We start from the raw sequence: 2,182 nt of genomic DNA on the forward strand, positions 1-2,182 counted from the left end.
CGCTATCTCGAGAACAACTGCAAGGCCGTGGCCCGATTTAACGTGGTTAAGGGATTTCTTAACCTCTCGATAGCCGACGCCGCATGGGTGGAACTGCTCAACGACATCAATGCCGATGATTTTTATGGAGAGAAAAAGGCCGCGGCCGACGCTCCGTTGGTAATGATTGAATACAGTTCGCCTAACACCAATAAGCCACTTCACTTGGGACACGTGCGCAATAACCTGCTCGGCTGGTCGTTGGCACAGATTATGGAGGCCAATGGTAATAAGGTTGTAAAGACCAATATCGTCAATGACCGAGGCATACACATTTGTAAGAGCATGTTGGCTTGGCAGAAGTGGGGCGACGGTATCACGCCCGAGAAGGCCGGAAAGAAAGGCGACCACCTCATCGGCGACTTCTACGTAGCCTTCGATAAGCACTATCGGGCCGAGTGTGAGGAGCTTCGTGCCCGCTTCGTAAGCGAGGGAATGGCCGACGAGGCAGCCACCGAGAAAGCCAAGAACGAGGCTCCGCTCATGAAGGAAGCCCACGAAATGTTGGTGAAATGGGAGAATAACGATCCCGAAGTACGGGCCTTGTGGACCAAGATGAACGACTGGGTATATGCCGGTTTCGATGAAACTTACAAGGCGTTGGGCGTAGGTTTCGACAAGATTTATTACGAATCAAATACATACCTCGAGGGAAAAAAGAAGGTAGAAGAGGGTCTTGACAAGGGACTTTTCTTCCGAAAGGATGACAACAGCGTATGGGCCGACCTCTCAAATGACGGTTTGGACCAGAAACTGTTGCTTCGTTCTGACGGCACTTCGGTCTATATGACGCAAGATATAGGCACGGCGGAGATGCGATTTAACGATTTTCCCATCGATAAGATGATCTATGTGGTGGGCAATGAGCAGAATTATCATTTCCAAGTGCTCTCCATTTTGCTCGATCGCTTGGGCTTCAAGTGGGGCAAAGAGCTCGTTCACTTCTCTTATGGCATGGTAGAGCTGCCCAATGGTAAGATGAAGAGCCGCGAGGGAACGGTGGTCGACGCCGACGAACTCATCGCTGCCATGATAGAAGACGCCCGCCGTACGAGCGACGAACTGGGCAAATTCCATGATATGAGCGAGGAAGAGAAGCAGGAAATTGCCCGCATCGTGGGCTTGGGTGCGTTGAAATACTTTATCCTGAAGGTCGATGCACGCAAGAATATGCTCTTTAATCCCGAGGAAAGTATTGACTTCAATGGCAACACAGGCCCCTTCATTCAATATACTTACGCCCGTATTCGCAGCATAATGCGTAAGGCCGAGGCCGATCATATCGTGCTTCCGGCCGTGCTGGCAGGCTATGTACGGCTCAATGCCAAGGAAACCGAGCTTATACAGAAGCTCAGCGAGTTTGGCGCTGCCGTGGAGCAGGCCGGTAAGGACTACAGTCCCAGCGGCATAGCCAACTACTGCTACGAGCTGACGAAGCAGTTTAACCAGTTCTACCACGATTATAGTATTCTCAATGCCGATAGCGATGAGGAGCGTATCGTGCGCTTGGTATTGGCCCGCAACGTGGCCAAGACCATCAAGAACGCCATGGCCCTGCTCGGTATCGAGGTGCCCGAGCGTATGTAATTCTATTTTTTATTAAGCCCTCCCCGGCTTTGGGAGGGCTTATTTTGTTCTTTTCAAAGCAATTCTTAGCGTATTTATGGCAAACAATAACGCCCTTACGAATCCGCCCGATTGGCGTAACGATACGGTGCTGCCCCTGCCTTTGGAGGTGAAAGCCAACGCATGGGCGGTAGATGCAGCCTGCTCGGGCAATCCCGGCCCCATGGAGTATCAGGCTGTCGACTTGCAAACAGGTGCCCGGGTGTTTCATTTCGGGCCTATGCAGGGTACCAACAATATCGGTGAGTTCTTGGCCATCGTCCATGCGTTGGCCTTGATGGAGAAGCAGGGTATTCGTGATAAAGTCATTTATTCCGACAGTTATAACGCCATTTTGTGGGTCAAGAAAAAGCAGTGCAAGACCAAGTTGGAGCGTACTGCCGCCACCGAGCCCCTCTATCAGATTATCGCCCGTGCCGAGGCATGGCTGCGCACGCATACCCCTACGGTACCCGTCATAAAATGGGAGACCAAACTATGGGGCGAAGTACCTGCCGACTTCGGCCGTAAGAAGTAG

General features: G+C 51.7%; 2 protein-coding genes. Both read left to right on the forward strand.

The annotated features are described in order from the left end of the window. The coding region (gene argS / locus VIR50_RS10615) for an arginine--tRNA ligase (protein ID WP_331935096.1) at positions 1-1,626 on the forward strand (1,626 nt) is incomplete at its 5' end. A gap of 76 nt (positions 1,627-1,702) precedes the next feature. Next, positions 1,703-2,182: an RNase H family protein gene (locus tag VIR50_RS10620; protein WP_331935097.1), complete on the forward strand. Its 480-nt coding sequence runs from the start codon at positions 1,703-1,705 to the stop codon at positions 2,180-2,182.

It is taken from the genome of Prevotella sp. (genome assembly GCF_036570325.1).
Taxonomy (GTDB): domain Bacteria; phylum Bacteroidota; class Bacteroidia; order Bacteroidales; family Bacteroidaceae; genus Prevotella.

Bases quoted from the DNA above. Each gene is read 5' to 3' on its own strand.
- VIR50_RS10620 (WP_331935097.1), top strand. From the start codon at position 1,703: ATGGCAAACAATAACGCCCTTACGAATCCGCCCGATTGGCGTAACGAT.